This is a genomic window from Brevundimonas sp. GW821-FHT02A10 (assembly GCF_059422025.1).
In genome coordinates this window covers 157170-180476 of sequence record NZ_JBWKWC010000002.1, presented here as the reverse complement: position 1 = coordinate 180476, position 23307 = coordinate 157170, and the positions used below count along the sequence as shown (strand labels likewise).

Annotated in this window: 21 protein-coding genes; 6 read left to right on the top strand and 15 right to left on the bottom strand. The window is 67.1% G+C overall.

Annotated features, from left to right (window positions below; genetic code table 11):
- Position 1: 1 nt before the first annotated feature.
- The 3 genes from AC07U0_RS07255 to radC form a co-directional block, all read right to left on the bottom strand.
- Complete coding sequence (locus AC07U0_RS07255; RefSeq protein WP_494719361.1) at positions 2-241, bottom strand: BolA/IbaG family iron-sulfur metabolism protein; 240 nt, start codon at positions 239-241, stop codon at positions 2-4.
- A gap of 73 nt (positions 242-314) precedes the next feature.
- On the bottom strand, positions 315-833 hold the full coding sequence (locus AC07U0_RS07250) for a GNAT family N-acetyltransferase (RefSeq protein ID WP_494719360.1): 519 nt from the start codon (positions 831-833) through the stop codon (positions 315-317).
- 91 nt (positions 834-924) lie between these two features.
- Complete coding sequence (gene radC, locus AC07U0_RS07245) at positions 925-1668, bottom strand: RadC family protein (RefSeq protein WP_494719779.1); 744 nt, start codon at positions 1666-1668, stop codon at positions 925-927.
- A 346-nt stretch (positions 1669-2014) separates the two neighbouring features.
- Here radC and AC07U0_RS07240 point away from each other — a divergent pair, with 346 nt between their 5' ends.
- A complete protein-coding gene (locus AC07U0_RS07240; RefSeq protein WP_494719359.1) occupies positions 2015-3319 on the top strand; it encodes an OmpP1/FadL family transporter in 1305 nt (434 codons plus the stop codon).
- Positions 3320-3447: 128 nt separating this feature from the next.
- Here the strand turns inward: AC07U0_RS07240 and AC07U0_RS07235 are convergent, their stop codons facing one another.
- Entirely contained in the window at positions 3448-5007 is a 1560-nt protein-coding gene (locus AC07U0_RS07235) for a DEAD/DEAH box helicase (RefSeq protein WP_494719358.1), read from the bottom strand.
- A 293-nt stretch (positions 5008-5300) separates the two neighbouring features.
- Positions 5301-5972 (bottom strand): DUF1345 domain-containing protein, encoded by a 672-nt coding sequence (locus AC07U0_RS07230; protein WP_494719357.1) that lies wholly within the window; start codon positions 5970-5972, stop codon positions 5301-5303.
- Positions 5973-6133: 161 nt separating this feature from the next.
- Here AC07U0_RS07230 and AC07U0_RS07225 point away from each other — a divergent pair, with 161 nt between their 5' ends.
- Positions 6134-7015: an ABC transporter ATP-binding protein gene (locus AC07U0_RS07225; protein ID WP_494719356.1), complete on the top strand. Its 882-nt coding sequence runs from the start codon at positions 6134-6136 to the stop codon at positions 7013-7015.
- Between the two features lie 12 nt (positions 7016-7027).
- Positions 7028-10603: an ABC transporter permease/M1 family aminopeptidase gene (locus tag AC07U0_RS07220; RefSeq protein WP_494719355.1), complete on the top strand. Its 3576-nt coding sequence runs from the start codon at positions 7028-7030 to the stop codon at positions 10601-10603.
- Positions 10604-10771: 168 nt separating this feature from the next.
- On the opposite strand, the gene alaS is transcribed toward AC07U0_RS07220, so the two are convergent.
- From alaS to AC07U0_RS07200, 4 genes are all read right to left on the bottom strand, one after another.
- Positions 10772-13420: an alanine--tRNA ligase gene (alaS, locus tag AC07U0_RS07215; protein WP_494719354.1), complete on the bottom strand. Its 2649-nt coding sequence runs from the start codon at positions 13418-13420 to the stop codon at positions 10772-10774.
- A gap of 117 nt (positions 13421-13537) precedes the next feature.
- Positions 13538-14029, bottom strand: a complete 492-nt coding sequence (gene rraA, locus AC07U0_RS07210) for a ribonuclease E activity regulator RraA (RefSeq protein WP_494719353.1) — start codon at positions 14027-14029, stop codon at positions 13538-13540.
- A 51-nt stretch (positions 14030-14080) separates the two neighbouring features.
- A complete protein-coding gene (locus tag AC07U0_RS07205) occupies positions 14081-14281 on the bottom strand; it encodes a hypothetical protein (RefSeq protein ID WP_494719352.1) in 201 nt (66 codons plus the stop codon).
- Between the two features lie 39 nt (positions 14282-14320).
- Positions 14321-14773, bottom strand: a complete 453-nt coding sequence (locus tag AC07U0_RS07200; RefSeq protein WP_494719351.1) for a hypothetical protein — start codon at positions 14771-14773, stop codon at positions 14321-14323.
- Between the two features lie 202 nt (positions 14774-14975).
- On the opposite strand from AC07U0_RS07200, the gene AC07U0_RS07195 reads away from it, so the two are divergent.
- Positions 14976-15356: a hypothetical protein gene (locus AC07U0_RS07195; protein WP_494719350.1), complete on the top strand. Its 381-nt coding sequence runs from the start codon at positions 14976-14978 to the stop codon at positions 15354-15356.
- Between the two features lie 314 nt (positions 15357-15670).
- Here the strand turns inward: AC07U0_RS07195 and recA are convergent, their stop codons facing one another.
- Entirely contained in the window at positions 15671-16753 is a 1083-nt protein-coding gene (gene recA / locus AC07U0_RS07190; RefSeq protein WP_494719349.1) for a recombinase RecA, read from the bottom strand.
- A gap of 216 nt (positions 16754-16969) precedes the next feature.
- Here recA and AC07U0_RS07185 point away from each other — a divergent pair, with 216 nt between their 5' ends.
- Complete coding sequence (locus AC07U0_RS07185; protein ID WP_494719348.1) at positions 16970-17116, top strand: hypothetical protein; 147 nt, start codon at positions 16970-16972, stop codon at positions 17114-17116.
- Between the two features lie 4 nt (positions 17117-17120).
- On the opposite strand, the gene AC07U0_RS07180 is transcribed toward AC07U0_RS07185, so the two are convergent.
- From AC07U0_RS07180 to chpT, 4 genes are all read right to left on the bottom strand, one after another.
- Positions 17121-19001, bottom strand: a complete 1881-nt coding sequence (locus AC07U0_RS07180; RefSeq protein WP_494719347.1) for a M20/M25/M40 family metallo-hydrolase — start codon at positions 18999-19001, stop codon at positions 17121-17123.
- A gap of 99 nt (positions 19002-19100) precedes the next feature.
- Positions 19101-19919 (bottom strand): CheR family methyltransferase, encoded by an 819-nt coding sequence (locus AC07U0_RS07175; protein ID WP_494719346.1) that lies wholly within the window; start codon positions 19917-19919, stop codon positions 19101-19103.
- Between the two features lie 20 nt (positions 19920-19939).
- Positions 19940-20311, bottom strand: a complete 372-nt coding sequence (locus AC07U0_RS07170; RefSeq protein WP_494719345.1) for a response regulator — start codon at positions 20309-20311, stop codon at positions 19940-19942.
- An 87-nt stretch (positions 20312-20398) separates the two neighbouring features.
- Positions 20399-21061, bottom strand: coding sequence for a histidine phosphotransferase ChpT (chpT, locus tag AC07U0_RS07165; protein ID WP_494719344.1), 663 nt, complete (start codon positions 21059-21061; stop codon positions 20399-20401).
- Between the two features lie 95 nt (positions 21062-21156).
- Between chpT and cysQ the strand changes: the two genes are divergently transcribed.
- Positions 21157-21936 carry a 3'(2'),5'-bisphosphate nucleotidase CysQ gene (gene cysQ, locus AC07U0_RS07160; RefSeq protein ID WP_494719343.1) on the top strand — a complete coding sequence of 260 codons (780 nt, stop codon included), beginning with the start codon at positions 21157-21159 and terminating at the stop codon, positions 21934-21936.
- A gap of 785 nt (positions 21937-22721) precedes the next feature.
- Here the strand turns inward: cysQ and AC07U0_RS07155 are convergent.
- Positions 22722-23273, bottom strand: coding sequence for a CDP-alcohol phosphatidyltransferase family protein (locus tag AC07U0_RS07155; protein ID WP_494719342.1), 552 nt, complete (start codon positions 23271-23273; stop codon positions 22722-22724).
- Positions 23274-23307 lie beyond the last annotated feature (34 nt).

The window sequence follows — 23307 nt, the reverse complement described above, 5'->3', positions numbered from 1 at the left end:
ATCAGCCTCCTGCGGGCACGGACGTTTCGAGGGCCAGGGCGTGCAGTTCCCCGCCCATCTTGCCCTTCAGGGCGGCGTAGACGAGCTGGTGCTGGCGCACGCGCGGCAGGCCCGCAAAGGCTGTCGAGACGATGCGGGCACGATAATGGTCGCCGTCGCCGGCCAGATCGTCGATGGCGATCTCGGCGTCGGGAAAGGCTTCGGCCAGATGGGCGTGCAGCGTTTCGACGGACATGGGCATGCGGGCGGTCTCGCGGTCTTCTCGCAGGGAAAATGACCGATAAACCTTAATGTCCCGCATACGCGGAAGAGGTTCACACGGCCGCGGGCCGCTCCAGCAGATGAACCAGATGGTCCTTGTAGAAGGCGTCGGCGTAGGGGCGGTAACCGACGCGCTCGGCGAGCTTCAGCGACGGGGCGTTGTCGGGCGAGATCATACAGACGGTGCGCGGCGCCTTCAGTTCGGTGTCGGCCCAGGCCAGGGCCGCTTCCAGCCCTTCGCGGGCCAGACCCTGTCCCTGAAAGGCCGTGGCCACGCCCCAGCCCAGTTCGGGGGCGTCGAAAGGCTTGTCCAGTTCGCGCAGATAGTGGAGCACCCCGACGCTGCCGACATAGACGCCGGTGTCGCGCGCGCGCATGGCCCAGTTGCCATGCCCTAGCGCCTGCCAGTGACCCAGATCGCGCAGCAGGCGGAACCAGACCTCCTCCTCGCCCAGGGCGCGGCCGGTGATAGCGCGGGTAAAGCCCTCGTCGGCCCAGACGGCCTTGAGGTCCTCGAAATCGGTAACGGCCACGGGCGTCAGGATCAGGCGGTCGGTGGTCAGTCTGGTCATGCGGACATTCCTTCCACCGCGGGTCGGGAAGGGGAAGCCCCTGCAGGGCGTCGCTAGCGGAAGACGGCCCCGTCGCCGACCGGCCAAAGGATCATATCAGCCCCAGCTGCTTGAAACTGGCCACGCCGTCGCGGCCGACAACCAGATGATCATGAACCTCGACATTGAGCGCGCGTCCGGCGGCGATGATCTGTTTGGTCATCTCGACGTCGGCGCGGCTGGGGGTCGGGTCGCCCGACGGGTGGTTGTGAACCAGGATCAGGCTGGAGGACGACAGCTCCAGCGCCCGCCGCACCACTTCGCGCGGATAGACGGGGGCATGGTCGACCGTGCCCCGGTTCTGGATCTCGTCCAGGATCAGCTGGTTCTTCTTGTCGAGATAGAGGACGCGGAACTGCTCGCGCGGCTCGTGCTGCAGGGCGACGCGCACATAAGCCAACAGGGCGCTCCACGACGAGATCACCGGCCGCTTCGACGCCGGTTCGCGCGCCACCCGCCGGGCCACGTCATAGATGAGCTGGAGGTCCAGCGCCGTGGCCCGCGACAGCTTCCCGCGCCCGATCGACAGGGAGCGGGCGACCTGATCATCGATGGCCTCATGGGTCGCCGCGCCGATACCTTCCAGACTGCCGAACCGGGCCAGCAAATCCTTGGCCAGGGGTTTGGTGTCCCGATAGGGAATGCTGCGGAACAACAGCATCTCCAGCAACTCATAGTCGGGCAGGGCGTCGATCCCGCCCCTGGCCGCCCGCTCCCGCAAACGTTCGCGATGACCCGAGTTGCGACTTTTGGCCGGCGGGGGCGTTCTGTCCTTCGGCGTGTCGTCGTCGGCGATGAAGTCGCTCAAGACCCGGCCCCGTGGATTCGACCGGAAAATGCTCCCGGAAGTTGTCAGGAACGGTAGCGGTTGCGCGATTTCGATCAAGGGTCGGCCAACAACCGTCACAGTGTATGTTTCCCTTACGGAAACGGTGGTTATCGCCCATTTTTGCGACTTTGGAGGCACAGTCTGCCCTTGAAGTGACCAATCTAACGGCGGTCTGCAACAAAATCGTCAAATCCGTTGCAACGGTTTGCCCGAATGCGCATTTGCGGGATCGAAGGCCTCCCCAGACCTTTTAAATCCCCCAGGAAACAGGGCCGCACCGGGCGAAACCGGGGCGTCCGCAAAAGGTAATTCCATGAACGCTTCCCACGTCGCCCGCCTCGGCGGCCTGACCCTGACCGCCGCCCTGCTGGCCTCGGTCGCCACCCCCTCGCTCGCCGGCTCCTTCTATCTGCAGGAACAGTCGGCCCGCGGCGCCGGCCGCGCCTATTCGGGTGAAGCCGCCGACACCGGCGTCGCCTCGATGTGGTGGAACCCCGCCTCGATCGCCCGCTCGGGCCGCGAGGTCTATGTCGGCATGCACGGCCTGCTGCTCGATTCCGACGTCGACAACGCCGGTTCGACCATCACCTATCCGGGCGGCGTGACCGTTCCGGTCCAGGGCCAGAACCACAACGGCGACCCGATCGAGAGCGGCCTGGTGCCGAACTTCGCCATCTCGACCCCGATCGGCGACCGTTTCGCGGTCGGCCTGGCCGTCGAAGCCCCCTACAACTTCACCACCAAATACGCTCCGAGCTCCTTCGCCCGCTATGACGCCCTGACCTCCGAGCTGCGCTCGGCCAATGTGAGCGTCGTCGGCGCGATGAAGGTCACGGACTGGCTGGACCTCGGCGTCGGCGTCGACGCCCAGTACGTCAAGGCCAAGCTGACCTCGGCCCTGCCGAACCTGTCGCCCCTGCTGCCGGACGGCTCCTCCTCGCTGGAAGGCGACGGCTGGGACTACGGCTGGAACATCGGCGCCCAGGCCCACACCGGCCCCTGGAATTTCGGCCTGAGCTACCGCTCCAAGATCGAGCATGAGCTGGACGGCGACGTCGCCATCGCCGGCCTGCTGGGTCCCATCGCCGTCGGCAACTACACCGGCACGGGCACGGCCGGCTTCAACACCCCGTGGTTCGCCTCGGCCTCGGTCCGCTACGCCGTCAACGACAAGCTGACCCTGAACGCCCAGGTCAACCGCATCGGCTGGTCCGAGTTCGACGCCATCCGCGTGCGCTACGCCGCGACCGGCGGCGACACCTACGTCCAGGACTACAAGGACGTGACCACCGGCGCCGTCGGCTTCGACTATGTCGCCAACGACCGCGTCACCTTCCGCGGCGGCATCGGCTATGACCCGACCCCGACCCGCGACGGCGAGCGCACCGCCCGTATCCCGGACGCCGACCGTTGGCTGTTCTCGGGCGGCGTTTCGGTCAAGGCCACGGACTCGATGACCGTCGACACCGGCCTGACCTATATCGCCTTCTCGGACAGCGACATCTCCAGCAACCACACCGCCTACGCCGGCACCGCCGCGGCCACGACCTCGCAACTGCGCGGCACGGCCGAAGGCTACGGCATCGGCGCCTCGGTCGGCGTGCGCTGGGCCTTCTGATCCAGCGATAGCGACCGATAACGGAAAGGCCGGTCCCTCACAGGGCCGGCCTTTTTGCTGCGCCGTCGCCAAAGAAAAAGCCCGCCCGGCGCGAACCGGGCGGGCTTCTTTTCAGTCAGGCCTGAGGCTTAGCCCTTGGCGACGTAGCCCTTGCCGCCGTTGGACGGGCGACGGCCGCGCGGGCGGCGCTTGAACTCGCCGTCGGGCTTGGCCTGGCCCTCGGGGCGCGGGGCCTGCGGGCGTTGGGCGTTCGCGGCCGAGCGGGCGCGGTCGGCGGCCAGCGGGTCGAACGGCTGGGTCGAGGCGACCGAACGGTCGCCGCGGTCGTTGTGGTGGGTGCGGTCGCGTTGACCCTCGCCGCCACCCCGGTTGCCGCCCCCGTCACGCGACTTGCGGACGCGGTGCGGCTGGCCGCCGTGCTCGGACTTGACGCCGTCACGACGCGGGTTGCGCGGACCGCGCTGCTGACGATCGCCACGGCCGTCGTCAGGCATGGAGGCCTTGGAGGCCACGCCCGAAGCCATGATCGACTGGTCGAGCAGACCCAGGGCCTTGTCGTTGCGGCGGTCGGTGGCCGGGATCTTCTGGCGCGTGACCTTCTCGATGTCGCGCAGCAGCTTCATCTCGTCGCCGGCGACGAAGCTGACGGCGGTGCCGTCCTTGCCCGCGCGGGCCGTACGGCCGATCCGGTGAACATAGGCTTCCGGCACGAAGGGCAGTTCGAAGTTCACGACGTGCGAGACGCCGTCGACGTCGATGCCGCGCGCGGCGATGTCGGTGGCGACCAGAACGCGCAGCTTGCCGGCCTTGAAGGCGGCCAGGGTGCGTTCACGCTGGGGCTGGGACTTGTTGCCGTGGATGGCGCCAGCCTGAACGCCGCCGGCTTCCAGATAGGCCGCGACCTTGTCGGCGCCGTGCTTGGTCTTGGTGAAGACCAGGCAGCGCGTGTACTCGGGGTCGGCGAACATCTCGGTCAGCAGGGCGCGCTTGCGGCCCTGTTCGATGTGCACAACCGACTGGGCGATGCGCTGCACCGTGGTCGACTGCGGCGTCACCTGGACCTTGACCGGGTCCTTCAGCAGTTCACCGGCCAGCTTGCCGATTTCGGTCGGCATGGTGGCGGAGAAGAACAGGTTCTGGCGCTTGGCCGGGATGCGGGCGACGATCTGACGGATCGGCTTGACGAAGCCGAGGTCCAGCATCTGGTCGGCCTCGTCGAGGACGAAGATTTCGGTCGACGACAGGTCTATGGTCTTCTGCTGCATATGGTCCAGCAGACGGCCGGGGGTGGCGACCAGGACGTCCAGGCCGCCCTGCAGGGCGCGTTCCTGCGGGCCGTACTTCACGCCGCCGAACACCACCGCGACCTTGAAGCCGAGGTGACGGCCATAGGCCTTGAAGCTGTCGGCGATCTGGCTGGCCAGTTCGCGCGTGGGCGACAGGATGAGGGTGCGGGTGGTGCGCGGCGCCGGGGCGACGCGATTCTCGGCCAGGCGATGCAGGATCGGCAGGGCGAAGGCTGCGGTCTTGCCGGTGCCGGTCTGGGCGATGCCCAGCAGGTCCTTGCCGAGCATGACGTCAGGAATGGCCTGGGCCTGGATCGGGGTCGGGTTGGTGTAGCCCTCGGCCGTCAGGGCCTGAAGGATGGCCTTGTTCAGGCCGAAGGATTCAAAGGTCTTGGTGGTCAATGCCGTTTCTTTCGCGTGCGGCGACGCGCATCAGCCATGGCTCAACGCCGAAAGGGCTGCGCGCCGCCAGTCCCGACGGAGCCTCTGCGTGAGGCCTTCGGGGTGGATCGGGCGCCGCCCCGCGTGTCCGGGCAGCGAATGATTTTGAGGGCCGGCCGCTGCTACAGTCAGGTCTTCGACGGGGAGGTGAAGACCCACACGCGCTGGAGCGCACCGGGGGCCGCAATTGTGCGACGCAGCGCAGATGGGCGCTTCATGTGGCGAAGTCAAGGCGGAACGGCGTTTTGCGGCCTCTAGTGCCCCAGCAGGCTGACGGCGAAATTCACCGCAAGGGCCACGATGACCGTGTTGAAGACGAAGGCAGTGACGCTGTGGATCGAGGAGATGCGGCGCAGGCGGCGGTCGGAAATCTGAATATCAGCCGTCTGGCTGGCCACGCCGATGATCAGGGCGAAGTGTATGAAGTCCCAGTAGTCGGGCTCGGTCTCACCCGGGAAGATCAGTCCACCCCGGTCCTTGATCTTGCCGTCCTTGCCCGTCTTGCCCGGGCCGTAGAAGCCGTGGGCGTAGTGTTCGGCGAAGATCAGATGGATGAAGCACCACGACAGGGCCACAGTGGCGATGGTCAGGAAGGCGCTGGACGCCGCCTCGCTTGCCGGGGCGCCGGCCGTCTCGCCGATGACGATGACCACGCTGGCCGCAGCCGCGATCCAGCTCAACGGCAGGACGGCTGTACCCGCGTCATCCAACTCGGCGGCGCGGGTGCGGATCGTGTCCACTGACCGGATGCGGGCCAGCTTGATCATGGTGACCAGAAGAAACAGGCCGACGCCCGCGTCCCACCCCGCGGCCACCCGCGTCGGCCAGCGCCAGTCGCCCGGCGTCAACAACCCCACCGCCACCGCACAGACCAGGGCGATCAACAGGGTCCAGTGCAGATGGATCAGGCGTTTGGGTGACGGCATGGGGCGATAGTGGTCCGGTCGACCGCCCGACGCCAGAGGGTTGGCGGGGCTATCCTTACAAGTCGGTAACTTGCGGCGGGCGCTCCCGGCTGACAAGGTCGCTTGACAAAGTCAGAGGCTGGGGCAGGACTGTCTCGAGCGTTTGGATAAGGGGCTGTCTCATGCTGTCGATCAAGAATCTCGTCCACGTCTACGGCAACGGGACGAAGGCCCTGGACGACGTCAGCCTGGAGGTCCCTACCGGAATGTTCGGCCTGCTGGGCCCGAACGGCGCCGGCAAGTCGACGCTGATGCGTTCGATCGCGACGCTGCAGACGCCTACCTCGGGCGCGATCGATTTCGACGGCATCGACGTGATCAAGAACCCGGACCTGCTGCGGCGCACCCTCGGCTATCTGCCCCAGGATTTCGGCGTCTATCCGCGCGTCTCGGCCTACGACATGCTCGACCATATGGCTGTGCTCAAGGGCATCGCCTCGGGCAAGGACCGCAAGGCGACGGTTGAAAGCCTGCTGCAACAGGTCAACCTCTGGCCGGTGCGCAACAAGGCCCTGGCCGGCTTCTCGGGCGGGATGCGCCAGCGCTTCGGCATCGCCCAGGCCCTGATCGGCAATCCGAAACTGATTATCGTCGACGAGCCCACGGCGGGCCTCGACCCCGAGGAACGCAACCGTTTCCTGAACCTGCTGGCCGAGATCGCCGACAATGTCGTGATCATCCTGTCGACCCACATCGTCGAGGACGTCGCCGACCTCTGCCCGCGCATGGCGGTGCTGGCCGGCGGCAAGATCCAGCGTCAGGGCGCGCCCCTTGAGCTGATCAAGGAGATGGACGGCCGGGTCTGGAAGAAGACCATCGACAAGGAGGCGCTCAAGGAGGCGCGCGACCGTTACGACGTCATCTCCACGCGCCTGTTCGCGGGCAAGACCGTCATCCACGTCCTGTCCGACCGCCGTCCCGGCGAAGGCTTCGAGCCCGTCGCCGGCGGGCTGGAGGACGTCTACTTCGCCACCCTGACCGCCTCGCGCAAAGTTCCGGCGTAAGGGCGACTGATCATGTTCGCCAAGGTCGCCGCATTCGAATTCCGCTACCAGTTGCGCCAGCCGGCCTTCTGGGTCATCGCCATCATGTTCGCCCTGTTCGGGTTCGGCATGCTGGCCATTCCGAACGTCAGCGTCAGCGCCGGCGGCAACGTCTTCAAGAACGCGCCCTATTTCCTGGCCGCGATCCACGTCTCGATGGCGCTCTTCTTCATGCTGGGGTCCACGGTGATCGTGGCCAATGTGATCGTGCGCGACGTCCAGTCCGGCTTCGGACCCATCGTCCAGGCCACGCGGATGTCGAACTTCGACTATCTGTACGGCCGCTTCACGGGCGCCTTCCTGGCCTCCGCACTGTGCTTCGCCAGCGTGACCATCGGCATGCTGGCGGGCACGCTCGCGCCTTGGATTGACCATGAGACCATCGGGCCGTTCCGGCCGCTGGATTATCTCTACGCCTATGCCGTGCTGGGCCTGCCCGCGCTCTTTTTGACCTCGGCCCTGTTCTTCGCCCTTGCGACAGCCACCAAGTCGATGATGGCGACCTATATCGGGGTGGTGGGCGTGCTGATCGCCTATCTGATCGCCTCGAGCGTCCTGGGCTCCAAGCCCGAATACGAGCACATCATGGCCTGGGCGGAACCGCTCGGTTCATCAGCCTATGGGCTGGCGACCAAATACTGGACCGCCGCCGAGAAGAACACGATCAACCTGCCCCTGACCGGCGTCTTCCTCTGGAACAAGCTGATCTGGACGGCTGTCGGCTTCGGTGTTCTGGCCGCGACCTACTGGCTCTATCAGCCAACCGGGCGCGGTGCGAAGGCGGGCAAGGCCGACGCCCTGCGCAAGATCGTCGCCACTGCCCCCGCGCGCGAGCCGATCACCGGCGCCCTGCCTGCCGCCAGCCATGGCTGGGCCAGCGGCTGGACCCAGCTGCGCGCCCGCACCGCCTTCGAAATGAGTCTGGTGTTCAAGAGCGTCGCCTTCGGCATCCTGATGGTCTTCGCCCTCGGCTTCGCCATCGTCGTGACCCTGGTCTCGGGCGAAATCTACGGCACCCCCGTCCTGCCGGTGACGCGGGTGATGATCACCGCCCTGCAGGGCTCGTTCGGCTTCGTCGCCATGATCGTGGCCATCTACTATTCGGGCGAGCTGGTCTGGCGCGACCGCGACCGCAAGATGCACGAGCTGATAGACGCCTCGGCGACGCCGGACTGGACCTTCCTCCTGCCCAAGACCCTGGCCCTGATCCTGGTCCTGGCCTCCATCCTGCTCGTCGGCGTGGTCGCCGGCGTCGGCATCCAGGCCTTCAAGGGCTACTTCAACTTCGAGCTCGAAAAGTACCTGCTCTGGTACGTCCTGCCGGTGACAATCCGCTTCGCCATGACCGCGGTCCTGGCCATCGTGGTGCAGTCGCTGTCGCCCAACAAGTTCGTCGGTTGGGCCATCATGGTGGCCTATCTGATCTCGACCATCGTCCTGTCGAACATGGGCTTTGACCACGTCCTCTACCGCTACGGGTCCGGTGTCGGCATGCCGCAGTCGGACATGAACGGCCTGGGCGACGCCTGGAAATTCGCCCTTTGGACCAACGGCTACTGGGCCATGGGCGCGACCCTGTTGCTGGTGCTGGCATACGGTCTGTGGCGGCGCGGGACCGAGACCCGCTACCTGCCGCGCTTCCAGCGTCTGCCGCACCTGCTGAAGGGCCCTGCCGGCGTCGTCGCCGTCGTGGCCCTGGTCGCCTTCATCGGTCTGGGCGGCTTCATCTTCGTCAACACCAATGTCTGGAACACCTACCGGAACTCCGACGCCGAGGAGAAGCGGTCGGCCGAGTACGAAAAGACTCTGCTGCGCTTCGAGACCACGCCCCAGCCGACCATTGTCGACGTCAAGCTGGACCTCGACCTGCATCCCCATGCGCCGCGTCTGGAAACGCGCGGCTCCTATGTGATCCAGAACAACACCGGCGCGCCTCTGGGCGAGATGCACCTGCGCTGGGTCGACGACCTCGAGATGAAGAACTTGACCGTCCAGGGCGCGCGAATGGTGCGCGAGTGGAAGGAGTTCGACTACCGCATCTACCGCTTCGACACCCCGATGCAGCCGGGCGAACGCCGCACCGTCAGCTTCGACACCGTGATGGAGCAGCGCGGCTTCAAGAACGACGGCAACATGACCCGGATCGCCGACAACGGCACCTTCGTGAACAATATGGAGTTCGCGCCGATTGTCGGGATGAGCCGCGCCGGCGGCCTGCTGACCGACCGGACCAAGCGCCGCAAATACGGCCTGCCGCCCGAGCTGCGTCCCGCGAAGCTCGAGGACCTGTCCGCCACGCGCCGCAACTACATCGGCGCCGACTGGGTCAATACCGACATCACCGTCACCACCGACGCCGACCAGACGCCCCTGGCGCCCGGCTACCAGCGCTCGGACGTCACGAAGAACGGCCGCCGCACGGTGCGTTTCGTGACCGAGGCGCCGGTGCTCTACTTCCTGTCGGTGCAGTCGGCCCGCTACCAGATCGCGCGCCAGAGCCACAACGGCGTCGACCTGGTCGTCTATTACGACGCCCAGCACGGCCGCAACGTGCCCAAGATGATGCAGGCCCTGGCCGCCTCGCTGGACTACTACACCGCCCACTTCGGGCCCTATCAGTTCCGGCAGGCGCGGATCAGCGAGTTCCCCTACGCCTCCTTCGCCCAGTCCTATCCGAACACCTTCGCCTGGAGTGAAAACCTCGGCTTCATCGCCGACGTCTCGGATCCGACAAAGGTCGACTATGTCACCTACGTCGGGGCGCACGAGTTCGCGCACCAGTGGTGGGCGCACCAGATCATCGGCGCGGACATGCAGGGCGCAACCTCCCTGTCCGAGACCCTGGCCCAGTATTCGGCCCTGATGGTCATGGAGAAGATGTACGGACCCAGCCAGATCCGCCGCTTCCTGAAGTACGAGCTGGACGCCTATCTGCGCGGTCGCGGCACGGAACGGCTGGAGGAACTGCCGCTCGAGCGGGTCGAGAACCAGCAGTACATCCACTACCGCAAGGGGGCGATGGTCATGTACCTGCTGCGTGACCAGATCGGGGAGGAGGCGGTCAACCGCGCCCTTCAGTCCCTGCTGCAGCGCTATGCCTTCCACTCCGCGCCCTACGCCCGGTCGGTCGATCTCGTTCAGGCCCTGCGCGCCAACGCCCCGGCCGACAAACAGGCCCTGATCACCGACCTGTTCGAGAAGGTGACCCTCTATGACCTGAAGACGACGCAGACCCGCGCGGTCCGTCGCGCCGACGGCAAATGGGACGTGACCCTGACCGTCGAGGCCAAGAAGCTCTATGCCAGCGGCAAGGGTGTGGAGACCGAGGCCCCGCTCAACGAAAGCATCGACATCGGCCTGTTCACCGCCGAGCCGGGCAAGGCGGGCTTCGACAACCGGTCGGTGGTGGTGATGGAACGCCGCCCGCTGCACTCGGGCGTCCAGACCTTCCGCTTCGTCACGGCGGTCAAGCCGACCTTTGCCGGGGTCGATCCGTACAACAAATGGATCGACCGGACGTCCGACGACAATGTGAAGGCGGTGAGCTGAAGTCTTCCTTCTCCCCCTGCGGGAGAAGGTGGGCCGCGAAGCGGCTCGGATGAGGGGTCACACCGGCGGATAAGGTGAGGGATTTCGCATGACGTCAGCCGTCAGCGTGACCCCTCATCCGTCAGGCTCCGCCTGCCACCTTCTCCCGCAAGGGGAGAAGGAAAGCGGTTAACCCAGAGCCGCTCGCACCGCCGCCAGACCGTCCTCGGCCTTGGACCCGTCCGGCGCGCCGCCCTGGGCGAAATCGGCCTTGCCGCCGGCGCCCTGGCCACCCATCGCCAGCACGGCCGCACGGGCCAGCTCAGCGGCGTTGACCTTGTCGGTCACGTCCGAGGTCGCGGCGACGGTGACCGCCGCCTTGCCGTCGGTGACGCCGATCAGGGCCACGACGCCCGAGCCGACCTGTTTGCGGAAGTCTTCGGCGACGCCACGCAAGCCCTTGCCGTCGACGCCGTCCAGAACCCGGGCGATCAGCTTGATGCCATTGATCTCTTCCGGCGCGGCCGAGGCGCCCGAACCGCCGCCCAGGGCCAGCTGCTTCTTCAGGTCGGCGACCTGCTTCTCCAGCGCCTTGACCGAGGTCTGCAGGCTTTCGACGCGGGCCGGAACGTCCAGCGGCTGGACCTTGAAGCCCTGGGCCAGACCCTTGGCCACACCGGCCTGGGCCAGCAGATACTGGCGCGCGGCCTCGCCGGTCAGGGCCTCGATACGGCGCACGCCCGCGGCGACGCCGGTCTCGGAGATGATCTTGAACAGGGCGATATCGCCGGTGCGGGCGACATGGGTGCCGCCGCACAGTTCGACCGAGAAGGCCTTGGCCTCGTCGGTCAGCGAGCGGCCCAGCGTCAGGACGCGGACCTCGTCGCCGTATTTCTCGCCGAACAGGGCCACGGCGCCGGCGTCGATGGCGTCCTGCGGCGTCATCAGCCTGGTCTCGGCCGGGATATTCTGACGGATGACCGCGTTGACCTCGACCTCCATGGCGGCCAGCTCGGCCTCGGTGACCGGGGCGTTGTGGCTGAAGTCGAAGCGCATGCGGTCGGCGTCGACCATCTGGCCCTTCTGGGCCACGTGGGCGCCCAGCACGTGGCTCAGGGCGGCGTGCAGCAGGTGGGCGGCAGAGTGGTTGGCGCGGGTCGTCAGGCGCTTCTCGGGCGAGACGCGCAGCTGGACCCGGGTCCCGATCTCCAGCGTGCCCGCCGTGATCTCGATGCGGTGGGCATAGAGGTCGCCGCCGTGCTTCTGGGTGTCGAGCACCGTGCCGGACCCTTCGGCCCATTCGATCTCGCCCTGGTCGCCGGCCTGACCGCCGCCCTCGCCGTAGAAGGAGGTCTGGTCGAAGACGATTTCGGCCGTCTGGCCGGTCTCGACGCGATCGACGGACTCGCCGTTGTGCACCATGGCCAGAACCTCGCCCGAGGCGTCGACGCTGTCATAGCCGGTGAAGACGGTCGGCCCGAGGCGGTCGCGCAGGGCCAGCCATTCGCCGGCGTTGGCCGATTGGCCAGAGCCCTTCCAGTTGGCCCGGCCGCGCTCGCGCTGCTCGGCCATGGCTTCCTCGAAGCCGTCGACATTGACCGAATAGCCGCGACGGCGCGCCTCGTCCTGCGTCAGGTCGAGCGGGAAGCCGTAGGTGTCGGACAGGGTGAAGGCGGTCTGGCCATCCAGCATGTCGCCGGGCTTGAAGCCCTGAACGGCGGTGTCGAACAGGGCCATGCCGCGGCCCAGGGTCGTGCGGAAGCGGATCTCTTCCTGCTTCAGCGTGTCCTCGATGAAGGCCTGCGCCCGGCCGAGCTCCGGATAGGCCTCGCCCATCTCCGAGACGAGCGTCGGCACCAGACGGTGCATCAGGGGATCGGTCGCGCCCAGCAGGTGGGCGTGGCGCATGGCGCGGCGCATGATCCGGCGCAGGACGTATCCACGGCCTTCGTTCGACGGCGTCACCCCGTCGGCGATCAGGAAGGACGACGAGCGCAGGTGGTCGGCGATGACCCGGTGGCTGCCGGCCTGTTCGCCCTGGGCCTTCGTCGAGGTCGCCTCTTCAGAAGCGGCGATCAGGGTCCTGAACAGATCGGTCTCGAACACCGAATGCACGCCCTGCAGCACGGTCGTCATCCGCTCCAGACCCATGCCGGTGTCGACCGAGGGCTTGGGCAGTTTGCGAACGATCTCGTCGTTTTCTTTCTCGAACTGCATGAAGACGTTGTTCCAGATCTCCACGAACCGGTCGCCGTCCTCATCGGGCGAGCCGGGAGGACCGCCGGCGATCTTGTCGCCGTGGTCCCAGAAGATCTCGGTGCAGGGGCCGCAGGGGCCGCTGTCGCCCATGGCCCAGAAATTGTCCGAGCCGGCGATGCGGATGATCTTGTCGTCGGAGAAGCCGGTGACCTTCTTCCAGATATTCGCCGCCTCATCGTCGTCGATATAGACGGTGACCAGCAGGCGCTTGGGATCCAGGCCGAAGTCCTTGGTCACCAGGTTCCAGGCGCGGTCGATCGCGTGTTCCTTGAAATAGTCGCCGAACGAGAAGTTGCCGAGCATTTCGAAGAAGGTCAGGTGGCGCGCCGTATAGCCGACGTTGTCCAGATCGTTGTGCTTGCCGCCCGCGCGGACGCATTTCTGCGAGCTGGTGGCGCGCGGGTATGGCGGGGTGGCTGCGCCCGTGAAGTAATCCTTGAACGGCACCATGCCCGCGTTGACGAACATCAGCGTCGGGTCGTTCTGCGGCACCAGCGGGGCCGACTGGACCTTGGCGTGACCATCGGCCGCGAAGAAGTCGAGGTAGGTCGAGCGGATCTGCTTCAGGGTGACGGTCATGGGCGGTCTTGATCTCGGGCGGCGTCGGAAGGGCCTGCGCCACGCGCGCGTGGGACAGGCGGAACGGGCCTCATATAGGGGTTTTGCGGAGGACGCATCACCCTGTTGCGGGAGAGGCTATTCCAAAGGCAGGGCGTGGGGCGCGACTACGATCCCATCCTCGTCGCCGTAGAGCCACTGGCCGGGAGCGAAGGTCACCCCGCCGAAGGTCACGGGAATATCGGCTTCGCCTACGCCGGCTTTGGCGGCTCTGGCGGAGTTGGTCCCGAGCGCCTTGAGGCCGAGCTCAAGGGTGGAGACGGCGACGCTGTCGCGAATGGCGCCATTGACCACCACGCCTGACCACCCGTTGGCGACGGCGAGGCCCGCGAGGACGTCCCCGACCAGGGCCCGGTTCAGGGACCCGCCGCCGTCGACGACGAGGACGCAGCCGTCACCCGGGGAGGACAGGGTGGATTTCACCAGCGCATTGTCCTCGAACACCTTCAGCGTCCGGATCGGGCCATGGAAACGCGTGCGCCCGCCGAGATTGCGAAACTGCACCGGGCAGGAAACGACGATCGCCTCATGGGCGTCGATCAGGTCGGCGGTCGCGGGAGAGGGGGTCATGGCGTGGGCTCCGGGAGGAGGCCGTACTGTGCCGGGGGAAGAGAGCGGCGGCTAGTCTTCCGGCTCGTCGCCGTCCACCGCATCGTCATCGGCCGAGATGAGGGCGTCGAGGGCTTCGATGATGGCGTCCAGCTGCTCGGCGGTGGCCTCGACGGTCAGCAGGCCGCCCTTGTCGCCGCCGATCTCCAGCAGATAGCCGTCGTCGGTCTCGGCCAGGTTGAACTGGGCCAGCTTCTGGATGGGGGCGGCCATGGGGAACTCCGGGCAGGCGAGTGGAAGTCAGGCGTGAACTCAGGCCTTCGGGCCTAGCATCCGCGAGGCGGTGAAGGCGAGGGCCAGGCCGAACAGGACGTGGGCCAGAAGCCCGAGGCCGAGCATGACGGCGGTCGGCGCATGCCGCTCGGGCGCGTTGGACAGGGGCACGACAATGGCGTTCATGATCCCGTAGACGCAGACGCCGAAGATCGGGCCGGCGATCAGCGGCTTCTTCAGCAGCACCGGCGCCTGACCGGCCGCCAGGACGAAGAGGGCGGCGAAGATCACGGCGATGGCGAAGTGGGACACAAGGCCCAACGCTGCGGCGGGCAGGCCGCCCTTGAACGACGCCTTGCCCAGCCACCCGCTGGCTACGGACTGCAGGATCACCACCGGCGTCGCCGGGCGATAGATGACGAAGGCGGTCAGAAGATCGGCCGCCCCGCCCGCGAGACCCGCGAGCAGGATGGCGATGGGTTTGCTGGACATGGGATCCTCCCGGATCGGCGCTCCCTTCCCGGAGCAGGGCGAGCGTCGCGCTTCGGCGGGTTGGTTTCAAGAGGGGCAGGGCAGGGGACGTTTCAACCTGGGCGGTGGATAAGCCTGGCCGAGAGAAATCTCTGGGTTGCCAACCTGTGATTGTCGGGAGACCGTTGTTGCGCACATGCCGTGCAGTTCACAGGAGGGTTCGATGAAGATGCGTATGCTCTGCGCCGTCTCGGCGGGTTTGATGATGGCGGCTTCTCTGGGGGCTGCGGCTCCAGCTCCTGCGGCTCCGGCCCCGATCGTGGCGACCTCGCTCACCACGGCGGCGGTGGCGTTCCAGCAATACTACCCGGGCCCGGGGATCTACTGCACGACGCCCAACGACTGCGCTCCGATCGCCTACAGCTATGAGGTCTATTCGGATCCGGAGCTCACCAACCTGATCGCGACCGGGCAGGACAGCTGTGTGGGCGGCATTGGCGGAACGGTCTATGTGACCTCGCCGCAGCTACCTTCTGGCTATGAGGTCAAGACGCCTATGTATGTCTGTTCCGGCATGGGTCCCTACCTGCCGCCGGAGTGGTGATCAGACGGTCCTGACGGACAAGCAGGAAGGCCGCCTGACCGATCCGGTCAGGCGGTCGCTCTGGCCGGCTCGCCAGGATTGGTGGCGGGTCTACGGGCGCAACATGATCAGAAGCGGCGCCTTGGCCTGACCGTCACATTTGGATTCTGCTGAGCCGCTCGTCTGCAGTCGCAACGCACAAGAAAAAAGGGCCGCCTCGCTTGCGCGGGGCGGCCCTTGCTCACTCCGGCCCGAGCCCCGCGGGGTCGGCGGCGGGTCGCGAGGACCAGCCGGAGGGAGTGTCCAGGTCCCCGCCTGCGCGGGGATGAGCGGAATTACCCTTCCAGGTCCTGACCTTCGTCCGGCTCGGGCGCGCCCAGCAGGTCGTCGGCGATCTTGTTCTGCGACTTGCGGACCTTGTCCTCGATCGAGTCGGCCATGTCGGGGTTGGCCTTGAGGAAGGCGCGGACGTTCTCGCGGCCCTGACCGATGCGGGTCGAGTCATAGGAGAACCAGCTGCCGGACTTTTCGATCACCCCGGCCTTGACGCCCAGGTCGATGATCTCGCCCAGCTTGGAGATGCCTTCGCCGTACATGATGTCGAAGATGACCTCGCGGAACGGCGGGGCGACCTTGTTCTTCACGACCTTGACCCGGGTGGTGTTGCCCACGACCTCGTCGCGGTCCTTGATCGCGCCGGTGCGGCGGATGTCCAGACGGACCGAGGCGTAGAACTTCAGCGCATTGCCGCCCGTCGTCGTTTCCGGCGAACCGTACATGACGCCGATCTTGTGACGGATCTGGTTGATGAACAGGACGATGCACTGCGACTTGTTGATCGAGCCCGTCAGCTTGCGCAGGGCCTGCGACATCAGTCGGGCCTGAAGACCCGGCAGGCTGTCGCCCATCTCGCCCTCGATTTCCGCGCGCGGCGTCAGGGCGGCGACGGAGTCGACCACCACGATGTCCACCGCGCCCGAACGGACCAGGGTGTCGACGATTTCCAGCGCCTGTTCGCCGGTGTCCGGCTGCGAGACCAGCAGGTCGTCGAGGTTGACGCCCAGCTTCTGGGCATAGCCCGGGTCGAGCGCGTGTTCGGCGTCGACAAAGGCAGCGGTGCCGCCGGCCTTCTGGATTTCCGCCACTGTGTGCAGGGCCAGGGTCGTCTTGCCCGAGGACTCAGGACCAAAGACCTCGATCACCCGCCCGCGCGGCAGGCCGCCGATGCCCAGAGCGATGTCCAGGCCGAGGGATCCGGTCGAGACCGAAGGGATCACATCGGCCACGCCGTTCTTGCCCAGTTTCATCACCGAGCCCTTGCCGAAGGCGCGATCGATCTGCGCGATCGCCGCCTCGAGGGCGCGCTGCTTGTCGCCGTCTTCCTTGCCCACCAATTTCAATGCCGCCTGCGAAGCCATTTTACCGCTCTCCCTTGCCATGATTCCCATCGATTGCCTGGGAGAGACCCGCCGCGGACCCGCTCCCTGTGAACAGATGTAGAACACGCTTTCGGGGTGTTGCCAAGACGTTCCGGAGAACATCAGTGGAACGTTTGCGAGTTATGCGACCGTTTTTGACGCATCCTGGAGCGGCTTGAAATGCAACCGTGACAGCCGCAGATCGTTAATAACGGCATGACCTGCCACCATGAGCCCCACGACCACGACTACCGCGCCGCCACGGCTTCGGGCGACCTTGCGGCCTTCCTGCATCGCCACAACCGTCCGCTGATCCTCATCGGAGCGGCCGTCGCGGCGGCGCTTCTGCTGATCGTGATCTAGCGGATCATCCGACCGAGGCCCCGGGCGCCGGCGCATCCATCGGCTCGGCGAAGCGCGCCGTCATCGACACCCCGCAGGCGAAGATCAGACAGGCCGCGGCGCATCCGGCCAGGGCGCGCGCCACCTGCGGCGGAGCCAGGGGGCGGACGAACATCAGGATCAGGAGACTGAGCGGGACCAGGACGCCGGGCAGGTCCATGCCGATGCCCAGGAAGACCGGATGGGCGAGGCTGACGATCCAGCCGCCGCCGACGACCGTGACCAGCGCTGCCGGGATCAGCGAAGCCTTCGAGACGAGCCGAGCCCCGATCAGGGCCGACAGCGCCGCTGCCGCCGCCGCCGCCAGTGCGGGCCAGACCAGCAGGAAGGCCGCTTCGGGGGCGACGGCCTGAAGTCCGGCGCCGAGCAGACCGATCAGCAGGATCAGGCCCAGCCAGCCGCCCCAGACCGAGCGCGGCGCGGCCTGCGACCACAGGCTGAGACCCACGGCGATGACGGCCGCGCCGGTCAGGACCGGGTTGAACCCGTCCATGACCGTGGCCAGCAGGGTTGCGCCGATGATTACGCCCGCCAGCACCCGCCGCCCGACGATGTCGCGTCCGGCCAGGGCCGCCAGAGCCACGGCGAGGATGGTCAGGGCCACCCCGCCTTCGATCCACGGCAGGCGCCGCAGCAGGACATAGTAGGTGTCGGCCGAGGCCACCCGGGTCGACATCGGCCCGGCCAGCAGCCGCACGGCCTGGGCCAGGACGAGGCCGGTCGTCAGCAGCCACAGCCCGCCCAGCAGCCCGCGCCCGACGTCGGCCGCGCTCAGGGCCGTGGCGTGCCGCCCGCCCCAGAAGGCGAACAGGAACAGGGCCGCCGTGATCGCCAGCAGGACCCAGCCCGTCGCCGGCGCATGGGCGAAGATCAGATGGTCGAGGACGTCGGCATAGACCCGGCTCTCGCCGGCGGCGGGCAGGGCGGGGGCGCGCAGCAGGGCGTCGGTCGCCTCCAGCGCCTGTGAGCCGATATGCTGGACGCTGCCCTGATCCAGAGCATCCGGCGTCGAGGTCGGGGAGTGGTACTGGGCCGGGCGGCCGATAAAGGCGAGGTTGATCCCCGGCAGCCCCTGTTTGCGCGGCACGGTGAAGTCGGTGCCGTTGGGCATCAGCGCATAGATCAGCACCGCCAGCGAGTTGCTGGTCGCCCCGCCGTCGGCCTTGGCCGCTGCGCGGGTGAACAGGTCGATGGTCTGGCGATTGCCGGGGCCGGTTTCGAACATCATGGCGCGGCCGCCGCCGCCCCGGGCCTCCAGATTGACGATGGCCCCGGCATGACCGCGCAAGGGATGGCTGGTGAAGAAGTTGCGGGCCCCGTCCAGACCCAGCTCCTCGCCGTCGGTGATCAGGACGATCAGGTCGCGCTCGGCGGCCCCGCGCGCCTTGATGGCGCGCACCGCTTCCAGAATGGCCGCGACCCCGGCCGTGTCATCGGCGGCGCCCGGCGATCCTGCGACGCTGTCATAGTGGGCCATCAGGACCACGGCGGGCTTTGACGGATCACGGCCGGGCAGGACGCCGATCAGGCTGATGGCCGGCCTGGACGGATCGAGGCCCCATCGGGTCAGGCGCTTCATGGCGGCCTCGCCAAGGGGACCGGACTGCAGGGCGGGGTTCAGGCCCAGCGCCGTCATTCGCCCGAACAGATAGCCGCGCACCGCCTCGTGTTCGGGCGATCCCAGCGGATGGGGTTTGGCCGCGATGATGCGCACATCCGTCATCGCACGAGCGGTGGAGAAGGCGGTCGCCGGCGTCTCCGGCCCTCTGGGCGACGGCGTCTGCAGGGCGATGACGCCGATGAACAGCGCAAGCGCCAGCGAGCCGAGAAGCAGGGCGAGCCGCATGAGATGATCCCCTCCGATCAGAGAGGAGACTGTAGGTGGGCGGACGATGGTTTGGGAAGCCGGTTCGCCTGCCAGAATGCCGGAATGGGCTGCGCGGAATCAGGCGGCGCGGCTGAGCGCGGACGGCGCCTTCACGAACAGGCCGCGGCGACCGTTGACCGGGCGGAAGGCGACCGTGTCCCCCTCCAGCCGCTCGTCGGCGCCCAGGAACAGGCAGCCGTCGTCGACCAGACGCCGCTCCAGCCCCTCGATGACCATGCCGCGTTTCGACGGATCCATGTCGTTCAGGACATTGCGGCAGAAGATGACGTCGAAGCGCGGGGCGCCGGCGACCGGCTCGTCCAGCAGATTGGCGCGCTCGAACTGCACGACCCGGCGCAACTCCTCGCGGGCGGCCCATTGTTCGTCGGACGGTTCGAACCAGCGCAGCATTGCCGAGGCCGACAGGCCGCGCTGGATTTCGAAGGTGGTGTAGCTGCCGGCCCGGGCTCGCTCGATGGCGCGTTGCGACAGGTCGGTGGCGAGAATCTCGACATTGGCCCCGGCCTCGAGCCCGCCCATGGCCAGGGACCAGGCCTCCTGACCGTTGGAGCAGCCCGCCGACCAGACGCGCACCAGTCCGTTTTCACGCACCCGGCCGATGGCGGGCAGGAGTTCGCGGGAGAAGGTGTCGAACGGGGCCCGGTCGCGACGGAACCAGGTCTCCGGGTTCAGCATGGTCTCGATGACAGCCCAGCCCAACGAGGCGACCGGCTTGGCCCAGAGGGCGGACAGCAGGGCGTCAACGCTGTCGAAGCCTTCGCGGCGGGCCACGGGGGCCAGGCGGTGTTCGGCCAGATGAATCCGGTCGCGCGTCAGGCGGAAGCCGGCCCGGGAGGCCAGCAGCGTCTGGAGGCGTTCGAAATCGTCCTGGGTCATGGCTTATCCAGAAGACGTCCTCAGACGGCTCCCACCTCCGCCAGTTTGGATTGCAGGATTTCGCCGTCGAACGGCTTCATCACATAGTCGTCGGCGCCGGCGGCCAGCGCCTCGGCGATCCGATCGGGCGCGGTCTCAATGGTGCAGAACAGCACCTTGGGCGTATTCCCGCCCGTCTGGGCGCGCAGACGCCGCAGGAAGGTCAGGCCGTCCATGACGGGCATGTTCCAGTCCAGCAGGACGATGTCGGGCATGACAGAGGCGCAGTAGGACAGGGCCTCGGCGCCGTCGGCGGCCTCATCGACCTCGAAACCCAGCCCTTCCACGATGCGCCGCGCGACCTTCCGGATGATCCGGCTGTCGTCGACGATAAGGCAGGTTCTGGCGTCCAAGTCCGGGGTCTCCAGCGGGGCCTAAAGCGCCCTCACTTCAAGGTTATTATCGCTTTACGCCGGTTAACGGGACGTTGGGAAAAGGGATTAAGCGGGCATCCGGGCGACCAGCGCTACGCGGCCTTCCTCGGCGATCACGCTCAGGCTGCCACCGGCTTCATGGGCCGTCAGCCACAGCCAGTAGGGCTGGATCCACTGTCCGGCCAGGCCTTCCTTGAGCCGTTCGCCCGACAGGCCGGTGATGGCCTCGGGCTTGAGCCGGGCGCGCGCGCCCTCGGCCAGACCGGTCAGGATCAGGGTGTCGCCGTCGCGCCGGCTGGTGATCACCGCCTCGCCGCCCGACGGCAGGGCGCCGGCGGTCAGATAGGCGAGGTTGAGCAGGGCCCGGGCCGAGGGCTTGTCGAAATCCGTTTCCGACACCCGCCAGTCCATGGTCGCCCGTCCGCCCTCGATCATCCCCGCGACCAGGGCCTTGAGCTCGTCGCCGGTGAACCGCTCGCTGGTGGTCGCCGCGCCGAAGGCCACCCGGCAGAAATAGACAAGGGAGAGCAGCTTGGAGGCGCTCTGGGTGATCAGGCCGAGCGCGTCGTCGCGCATGTCGGCGGCGGACGGATCGTTGAGCAGGTCCAGGCCCGAATTGATCGCTCCGGCCGGGCTGACGAAGTCGTGGCACAGCTTGGCGGCGATATAAGTGGCCAGTTCGGCGCCGGACAGTTCGGCGTTTACGTCGATGGTCAGATCGTCGGTCATGAAGCTTCTTTTTTCGGCCCGCGGAGAGGTGGCTGCGCAAACTGGGGTGATTTGCCGGTTCGCGAAACCGGTCGGATCGGCTATCGACCCGCCCCATGACCAAGAATCTGACCCGGGACCTCGCTTCCGGCGCCCTGCACGACGCCATCGCCGACATCGCCGAAGAAGCCGCGCGGGTGATCCTGCCCTACTGGCGGTCCGGCGTGACCGTGACCACCAAGTCCGACGACAGCCCCGTCACCCTCGCCGACCAGCAGGCCGAGGCCCTGATCCTGGAGCGGCTGAACGCCCTCTATCCCGGGGTTCAGACGGTCGCCGAAGAGGCTGTGGCCGCCGACGGCGCGCCCGAGGCGGCGGCCAAGCGCTTCTGGCTCATCGATCCGCTGGACGGCACCAAGGGCTTCATCGCCGGCAAGGAAAGCTTCACCGTCAACATCGCCCTGATCGAGGACGGCTTTCCCGTCGCCGGGGTGGTCTCGGCGCCCGCGACCGCGACCAGCTGGCGGCTCGGCCCCGACGGCGCCCAGCGCCGCCGCTTCGGCGAAGCCTGGACCGCCATCAAGGTCCGGAACCGGCCCGAGGAGGGGATCGCCCTTCTCAGCCACAGCGTGACCGATGAAGAGGCCGCCCGTCTGGCCGCCCGCCACGGCTGCACCCAGTGGCAGGGCACGGATTCCTCGCTGAAATTCTGCCTGATCGCCGAGGGCCGTTTCGACGCCTATCCGCGCACCGGCCCGACCCACGAGTGGGACACCGCCGCCGGTCAGGCCGTGCTGGAAGCCGCGGGCGGCCGCGTCCTCGGCGCTGACGGCCAGCGCATGGCCTACGGCAAGCCAGGCTTCAGGAACGGCGCCTTTGTCGCGATGGGTGGGTAGGTCGGGGTTCGGTCCCGGCCGGGGCGCTTTGCCCGCGACCGATCAGGCGTTTCCCAAACCGGGCCGTCGGAACGTCCGCTGTGGGTGGGAAGAGGACACAACCTTCAGCCTTGGGATTTGGACTGAACGCTAAGTCGAGCCTCAATGGCGCGCTTGCTGATCTCGTATCCTTCATTCGCGCTGGTCAACCTGAACACGGCATGATCCTCACCGGCCACGTGCGACACCTCCACGTCAGTCCGGCGCGCTTTCTCCGTATCAACAAAGGCCTCTACCGCGCCGGGCGCACCCCAGATTTTGACGGTTGTGCTGGACGCGGATGGCGTACACCCCGCTAATGCCACCGAGAAAAGCATCGCCATCAACACAGATCTGCTTCGAACCATAAGCTTTATCCCGGTGTAGATTCACACTCTCTGATGGCAATCAGAGCAGCTTGGCCGAACGTCCGCAATGGGTCGATCTGCGACATCGGTGCCCCGCTGGAAACCGGACATCAGACCGGTCCATGCATCAGGCGCCGCTACGGGATAGCTGGACCAGGAATTTATTCCTGACTGGGCCTTGCGCTCTCCACACGGCCGGCCCATGTCGCCGCGACGGTCTTTGACATGTCGAGGCAGCGGTTCAGGGTTTGTCCGCAGGCAGCCGGAATTTCGCATAATCTGGCAGGGTGCCAATCTGGCAATCGGACAAGCCACTGATTTTCCTCAATAGGAGAGTCAGTGTGGCAGGGTTTGGCGCCCGTTTTTTCATGTCACTGCGCCAACGGTTCGCCGATCGCCTCAGCCCTTCAGACTGAACACCGACGGCACGTCGCAGCGCCATTCCCTGAGCCGCATCGTGATGGCGAAGGCTTCGATCTGGGAGGCGACGCCCAGGGCGAGGACGATCCACAGCGTCGGCAGGACGGCGCCGGTCAACAGGGCCTGGGCGACCAGGGCCCACAGACCCAGTCCGAACAGCTTGGACAGATAGTGGTGCGGCGAGGCCTCGCGGCGGAAGCGGGCGAAGCTGACCAGATGATTGGCGATCTCCAGCGCCGCGATCAGGGCGGCGGCGGGCCAGAGCAGGGGGATCAGCCCGGGGCGGGCGATGGCGACCGCGGCGAAGGCCGAAATCCAGAAGATCACGTCGGCGCGGCTGTCCCAGGTGCGCAGGGCCTCGGTCGCCACCTTCAGTCGTCTGGCGATGATCCCGTCGAAGATGTCAGACAGAACGCCGAGCGCCAGCAACAGGGCGCACAGGCCCGGCCGGCCGAGGACGGCGAGGCCGATCATGGCGGGTCCGGCCGCGAGGCGGAACAGGACCAGCATCCAGGGCAGACGGTTCAGCATCCGCCAGAGCTAGCATACCGTCGCGGGACGGCCA